Origin of the sequence: Nostoc cf. edaphicum LEGE 07299 (assembly GCF_015207245.1) — a bacterium.
Taxonomy (GTDB): Bacteria; Cyanobacteriota; Cyanobacteriia; order Cyanobacteriales; family Nostocaceae; genus Nostoc; species Nostoc edaphicum_B.
Window position 1 is genome coordinate 1 of the sequence record NZ_JADEXF010000130.1, and the last position, 7,576, is coordinate 7,576.

A 7,576-nucleotide genomic window follows, 5' to 3' on the forward strand; every position below is an offset into this window, starting at 1 on the left:
AACGGAGTTCTGAGGTGGATTAACGAGTATCAAAGACTCATTGACGAGTGTTATTTATACTAATTTATTAATTTATACTTGCTGACCCCTGCTCCCCAATGCCCCAATGCCCGCTCCTTACACCATGAAACAAGAATTTTGAGCAATACTGGTACAAGAAGGAATATTTACGCAAAATCCCAAAATGAAAATTCAACCTAGTGATAAGCCTTTACTAGAGTGGGCAGGTGATAGTTTGGCAATTGGATTATTTGAAGATGCAGTAGAGTTAACCGGAGAACTAGCTACTTTAGATCAAAAGTTTTCCGGGGTATTAAAAGAACTGATTACTGAAGAAGAATTTAAAGGTAAAGCCAATAGCACTATTTTCACCCGTGTAAATGCTGATAGCCCAGTGCGGAAATTGATTTTGGTCGGTTTAGGTAAACCAGATGCACTAAAACTAGATACTCTGCGCCGCGCTGCTGCGGCTGTAGCTAGGGTAGGAAAAAAGCAAAAAAGCAAAATTCTGGGTTTTAGTTTTCCATTGTGGAATAACGATCCAGCCGCCAGTGCCCAAGCGATCGCAGAAGGTGTGGAATTAGCACTCTATCAAGATATTCGCTTTAAATCCGAACCAGAAGATAAAGGTTCACAAATAGAAAGTATAGATTTACTGGGTTTCGGTGGACAAGAAGCCGCCATTACCCGCGCCAATCAAATTGTTTCTGGGGTAAATTTGGCACGGCAATTAGTGGCAGCACCAGCCAACGCAGTCACACCAATTACCTTAGCCGAAACTGCTCAAGCGATCGCCAAGGATTATGGTTTACAACTAGAAATTCTGGAACGAGAAGACTGCGAAAAGTTGGGCATGGGTGCATTTTTGGGAGTAGCCCAAGCTTCCGATTTGCCACCAAAATTTATTCACCTAACTTATAAGCCAGAAGGTACACCCAAAAAGAAATTAGCAATTATTGGCAAAGGTTTAACCTTCGACTCCGGCGGACTCAACATCAAAGGTGCTGGTAGCGGCATCGAAACTATGAAAATTGATATGGGCGGTGCAGCTGCTACCTTGGGCGCAGCCAAAGCAATTGCTCAAATTAAGCCAGATTCGGAAGTTCACTTCATCTCCGCTGTAACCGAAAACATGATTAGCGGTCGTGCCATGCGTCCAGGAGACATTCTCACAGCATCAAATGGCAAAACAATCGAAGTGAACAACACCGACGCTGAAGGACGTTTGACCTTAGCAGATGCCTTAGTGTATACCGACAAATTGGGATTAGATGCGATCGTGGATTTAGCCACCCTGACTGGTGCCAACGTCATTGCCTTGGGTGAAGATATTGCTGGTTTGTACACTCCCGATGAAGCTGTCGCTTCCCAAATCGAAAAAGCTGCGGAAACTTCAGGAGAAAAGATTTGGCGGATGCCAATGGAAGAAAAATATTTTGAAGGGTTAAAGTCTGGTATAGCGGATATGAAAAATACAGGCCCGCGTCCAGGTGGTGCAATTACCGCTGCCCTTTTCCTCAAGCAATTCGTCAAACAAACCCCTTGGGCACACATAGATATTGCTGGCCCAGTGTGGACAGATAAAGAAAATGGCTACAACGGCGCAGGGGCAACTGGTTACGGCGTTCGGACGTTAGTCGATTGGGTGCTGGGAAGTGGTGAATAGGGAGTCAAGAGGGGAATAGAGTAAAGGTTACAGGGTACAGATTATTCCCTATCACCTGTCACCTTTCCCCTAATCCCAATGCCCAATGCCCCATGCCCCATGCCCAATACTCAACAATTCGTGCTATCTTGAGCGTGCCAGTAAAAATTGTTGCAATAGTAACAGAATTAATTTGGCGGTCAGAAAATTAAGCTTTTTCGGGCTTTGCCATCTGGTAAAATTTGTAAGGTTTCTAGAAGCTGTGAGCAATGGGATCGACTCGTGTACGGATCGCAATTGACGCAATGGGAGGGGATCATGCACCCGGTGAAATCGTTGCTGGCGCATTGCGGGCAAGAGAAGAATTGGGTGTAGATATATTGTTGGTTGGCGATCCCCAACAAATAGAAGCTGCCTTGCCATCAAAAACAAGTTTAGGGCAGGTAGAGATCGTGAATGCTGAAGAAGCGATCGCGATGGATGAGGAGCCTTTAAATGCAGTTAGACGCAAACGCAAGGCTTCTATCAATGTAGCGATGGATTTAGTCAAGCAACAAAAGGCAGATGCCGTATTTTCGGCTGGTCACTCTGGAGCCGCTATGGCATCAGCTTTGCTCCGTTTAGGACGATTGCCAGGAATCGATCGCCCAGCGATCGGGACAGTTTTTCCCACAATTATTGCTGGTAAGCCAGTGCTAGTACTTGATGTTGGCGCAAATGTAGATTGCCGCCCCAAGTTCTTAGAGCAGTTTGGCGTTATGGGATCGGCTTACAGTAAGTATGTTTTGGGTACAGATGAACCGAAGGTGGGTTTGCTGAATATCGGTGAAGAAGACTCTAAAGGCAAAGATGCAGCCGTCCGCGCCCACCAACTGCTACGCGAAAATTCCCAAATTAATTTTATTGGCAATGCTGAAGGGCGTGATGTGCTTTCTGGTCGCTTTGATGTAATTGTCTGCGATGGCTTTGTCGGCAATGTATTGTTAAAATTTGCCGAAGCCGTTGGAGAAGTGATTCTGCAAATTCTGCGGGAAGAATTACCCCAAGGATTGCACGGTCAAATCGGTTCCGCACTCTTAAAACCCAACTTGAAGCGGATTAAGCAGCGAATGGATCACGCAGAACATGGTGGTGCTTTACTGCTAGGCGTGGCAGGAGTCTGTTTTATCGGTCACGGTAGCTCCCAAGCACCTTCAATTTTCAATGCAATTCGCATGGCAAAAGAAGCCGTTGACAACCAGGTGATACAACGAATTCAGTCCCAATATATCCTAGAGCGCGAAAGTGGTTAGTCATTGGTCATTAGTCATTGGTCATTGGTCATTAGTCATTCGTCATTAGTCATTCGTCATTAGTCATTTGCAAAGGACAAATGACAAATGACAAAGGACAAATAACAAAGGACAAATGACAAATGACAAAGGACAAAGGACAAAGGACAAAAGACAAAAAGCTGATAGCTTGGGAGATTAAGAGTGCAAAACTTAGGCGTAGCAATCACCGGAAGCGGCTCGGCAGTACCAGCAACTTCCCTACACAACGAGACATTGAGTGAACTAGTTGAAACATCAGATGAGTGGATCGCTACAAGAACGGGAATTCGTGAGCGTCGATTAGCTCTGCCATCTGAGTCCTTGAGTGTACTCGCTACTGCCGCTAGCAGTCAGGCGATCGCCGCTTCAGGAATTAAACCAGAAGACCTAGACCTGATTCTGCTAGCGACTTCCACCCCTGATGATTTGTTTGGTACTGCTTGTAAAGTACAGGCGCAATTGGGAGCCACTAACGCAGTCGCCTTTGACTTGACCGCTGCCTGCTCTGGCTTTGTGTTTGGTTTGGTTACAGCAGCCCAATACATTAGAACTGGCGCCTATAGAAATGTACTGTTGATAGGGGCAGATATACTCTCTCGCTGGGTTGATTGGGAAGATCGGCGCACTTGTGTATTGTTTGGTGACGGTGCTGGGGCAGTGGTGTTACAAGCTGCCAAAAGCGATCGCTTATTAGGATTTGCACTTAAAAGTGATGGTACTCAAAATCATTACCTCAACCTTGCTTATGCAGGAACTTCTCAAGAACTGGTGACTGATGTAAATATCACCAAAGGCACTTACCAACCAATTACGATGAACGGCAAAGAAGTCTATCGTTTTGCTGTGCAAAAAGTGCCAGAAATCATTGATAAAGCCTTGTTTCAAGCCAACATCAGCGTCGATAAAATAGATTGGCTGATATTACATCAAGCCAATCAACGGATTATCGATGCCGTTGCCCAACGACTAAACATCCCAGAACATAAAGTTATAAGTAATCTCGCCCAGTACGGCAATACCTCAGCTGCTTCCATCCCCTTAGCTTTAGATGAAGCGGTACGACAAGGTAAAATTAAACCCAATGACATCGTTGCGACATCCGGTTTTGGTGCCGGTCTTACCTGGGGCGCGGCAATTTTTCAATGGGGAAAATAAATATTTTGTCATTAGTCATTAGTCATTTGTCTTTTGTGAATGACAAATGACCAATGACAAATGACCAATGACCACTGACTATTGACAAATGACAAAAACTGCATGGGTGTTTCCCGGACAAGGTTCCCAAACGCTGGGAATGGGAATGGATTTACTAGATATACCGTCCGCTAAAGACAAGCTTGCCAAAGCTGAGGATATTTTGGGCTGGTCTGTAACTGAAATTTGTCAAACTCAAGAAGAGAAGTTATCACAGACGCTATACACTCAGCCAAGTCTTTATGTGGTAGAAAGCATTCTTGCTGACCTTCTGCGAGAACGAGGACACCAGCCAGATTTAGTTGCTGGCCACAGTTTGGGAGAATATTCTGCCCTTTATGTAGCGGGTGTCTTTGAGTGGTCAGCTGGTTTATATCTAGTAAAGCGCCGTGCAGAACTCATGGATAGCGCCGTCGGTGGGATGATGGCGGCTTTGATGAATTTTGACAGCGAACAGTTGGAAAAAGCCATTGCCGAAAACCCTGATGTGGTGCTGGCGAATGACAATAGTTCGGCTCAGGTAGTAATTTCAGGCACGACTGAGGCTGTACAAGCAGTGATGACTCAAGTGAAAGCCAAGCGTGCTATTCCCCTAAAAGTTTCTGGAGCATTTCATTCACATTTAATAGCACCAGCGGCGGCGGAATTTCAAGACATTCTAGAATCTGTGGAATTTCAACCAGCTACTGTTCCAGTGTTGTCTAATGTAGAACCAATTCCATCTATTGATGCCGAGATTTTAAAGCAACGCTTGAATAAACAAATGACTGGTTCTGTAAGATGGCGAGAAATTTCTCTGCAATTACCAGCCAATGGCATCGAGCAAGTAGTAGAAATTGGCCCTGGTAAAGTCCTAACTGGTTTAATTAAACGTAGTAGCCCTGATTTAATATTAAAAAATATCCAGAGTGCTGCTGATTTACCTGGTTAGTGTTATTAAAACTTTATTTCAATGAAAAATTCTGTACCCTCACCCAGAATAGAGTTAAAACCCAATTTACCATTGTGGGTTTCTTCAACAATCTGACGAGCGATCGCTAATCCTAATCCTGTACCTTTACCGACAGATTTAGTAGTAAATAAGTGGTCAAATATTTTATGTTTGACTTCTTCAGTCATCCCTTTTGCGTTATCAGCAATGGCAATTTTTATGCCTTTATTTTCTGCTGAGGTTGTAATTGTAATCCGGTTGGGATTAGCCTTTACTTCCTCAAAACTTCGCCCAGTGTTTGATTCTTCCAAAGCATCAATCGCATTAGCCAGGATGTTCATAAACACCTGATTTAGTTGACCAGGGAAACATTCCACCTGGGGCAAATTACCATACTTAGTTATCACTTCAATAGCTGGTCGTTGTTCATTTGCTTTCAGGCGATGTTTGAGAATTAAAATTGTACTGTTGATACCTTCGTGGATATTAAATAACACTTTATAATCTTTATCAGCGCGGGAGAAAGTACGAAGACTAGTACTGATATTGTGGAGGCGATCGCACGCTATTAACATTGAATCAATAATCTTGGGTAAGTCTTCTAAGCTATAATCCAAGTCAATTTCTTCGGCATGTTCTTTGATTTGCTCATCAGGATTGGGGAAACTTGCTTGATATAGTTTCAAGTGTTCAACAATATCCGCAATGGTGGGTTTAGTTTGTTTGAGGCTTGCAGCAATAAAGCCCAAAGGATTATTCATTTCATGGGCTACCCCGGCAACTAAATTACCCAATGCAGACATTTTCTCACTTTGAACAACTTGTAATTGTGCCTGTTGTAATTCTTCTAAAGTTTTTTTCAATTCTTGGGATTTTTGAATTACGGCGGTTTCGGCTTGTTTGCGGTCTGTAACATCTAATAACAAGCCATCCCAAATAATTGAGCCATCAGCTTGTTTGATTGGACGGGATGCGGCTTGAATCCATTTTAACTGACCGGAAAGGGTAATAATTCGTCCTTCATATTGCCAAGGCTCCAAGGTTTGAGCAGAAATGGTAATACACTCTTGAAAACGCGCCATATCCTCTGGGTGAGTTCGAGATATCAAGCTGCTCGCATCAGCTACCGCCTGCTCTGATGAAACTCCGTAAATTTCATAACAACCAGTGCTAACGTAGTTAAACCTGGCAATACCATCTGGTAAAAGTTGGAATTGATAAATCATTCCCGGAACATTTTCTGCAAGGCGCTGGAAGCGGGCTTCGGTGTCCTGTAAATTAGTGTACAATTGGGCATTTTCTAAGGATATTGCTGCTTGGGAAGAAAGTAAGTTAATTAGGCTGAGGCGATCGCTATTAAATATCCCTTGAGTCAGTTTATTCTCTAGATAAATAATACCTACCAAATGCCCTTGATTAATAAGCGGAGTACAAAATACACTTTGGGGCTGATGTTGCAACATATATTCCTCAACTACGCCAGGAATATCTGTTTTACAATTGTCTATAACAACTGTTTGTTGGGTATTTTTGACGTAATTAATAATTCTTACAGGAATATCTGGACAATTGGCTAGTGATTGTCGGCTGAGGATAGTTTCTATTTCATCATCATGAATAAAAGTAATTGCTCGTACTTGCCAAATATCATCTTCAGGAAGCAGCAATACACATTTTTTCGCACCAGAGTTTTCGAGGAGAATATGGTTAAGACTAGCAATAAGTGTATCTAATTCTAAAGAACTGGAAATAGCAAGAGCTGCTTTGAGGACAGAGGTAAAATCCAGCGTATCAGAAATACTAGCGTTGCCAGTGGTGGAAGTGCGAGTAGATGAGGAAGTTCCACGAAAGGCGATCGTTTCACTAACGCGCTCAAATGCTTGAACTAAAGTTGCTACTTCTGTTTCTCGCCCATAGAGTTTTTCAGGAATGAGAAAGCGATCGCATACATCTCGTTGTGCAATTGGGAAACTGTTAATTTTACCTGTTTCCTGAAGTTGAGTTAAACAAGTTTCTAAATCAAATTTCAGTCCTAACGCACTTTGATAACGGTCATCAGCATTTTTCGCCATCAATTTCATGACGATGTCAGATAAAACTTGGGGAATTTCTGTACTGCTAACTGATAACTGATAACTGATAACTGAAGGCGGTTGTTTGGCAATATGAGAATGCACCAATTCCATTGGATCATCTGACTGAAACGGTAATTTTCCAGTTAACAATTCATAGAACGTTACGCCTAAAGAATAAAAGTCAGTACGGTAGTCAATCCCCCGATTCATTCTTCCGGTTTGTTCTGGAGAAATGTAAGCGAGTGTCCCTTCTAACACATTGGGACTGATTAGTGTTTGAGTTTCCTGTGGCAGCAAAGATGCAATACTAAAATCTATTAATTTGACTTGTTTTGTTTCTGGATTAATTAAAATATTGGCTGGTTTAATATCTTTATGAATAATTCGATGGCGATAGAGTATATCTAAGATATTGCAT

At 42.8% G+C, this 7,576-nt stretch carries 5 protein-coding genes; 4 read left to right on the top strand and 1 reads right to left on the bottom strand.

The features are described from left to right. The first annotated feature begins 184 nt into the window (after positions 1-184). The 4 genes from IQ229_RS05820 (at position 185) to fabD (ending at position 5,083) form a co-directional block, all read left to right on the top strand. Entirely contained in the window at positions 185-1,666 is a 1,482-nt protein-coding gene (locus IQ229_RS05820) for a leucyl aminopeptidase (RefSeq protein WP_194042073.1), read from the top strand. A 248-nt stretch (positions 1,667-1,914) separates the two neighbouring features. After that, complete coding sequence (gene plsX, locus IQ229_RS05825; protein WP_194042075.1) at positions 1,915-2,937, top strand: phosphate acyltransferase PlsX; 1,023 nt, start codon at positions 1,915-1,917, stop codon at positions 2,935-2,937. Between the two features lie 183 nt (positions 2,938-3,120). After that, complete coding sequence (locus IQ229_RS05830) at positions 3,121-4,113, top strand: beta-ketoacyl-ACP synthase 3 (protein ID WP_194042077.1); 993 nt, start codon at positions 3,121-3,123, stop codon at positions 4,111-4,113. An 88-nt stretch (positions 4,114-4,201) separates the two neighbouring features. Then, positions 4,202-5,083: an ACP S-malonyltransferase gene (gene fabD, locus IQ229_RS05835; RefSeq protein ID WP_194042079.1), complete on the top strand. Its 882-nt coding sequence runs from the start codon at positions 4,202-4,204 to the stop codon at positions 5,081-5,083. A 5-nt stretch (positions 5,084-5,088) separates the two neighbouring features. On the opposite strand, the gene IQ229_RS23740 is transcribed toward fabD, so the two are convergent. Then, positions 5,089-7,576 (bottom strand): protein kinase domain-containing protein (locus IQ229_RS23740; protein WP_228013199.1); only part of this gene is annotated, 2,488 nt, incomplete at its 5' end.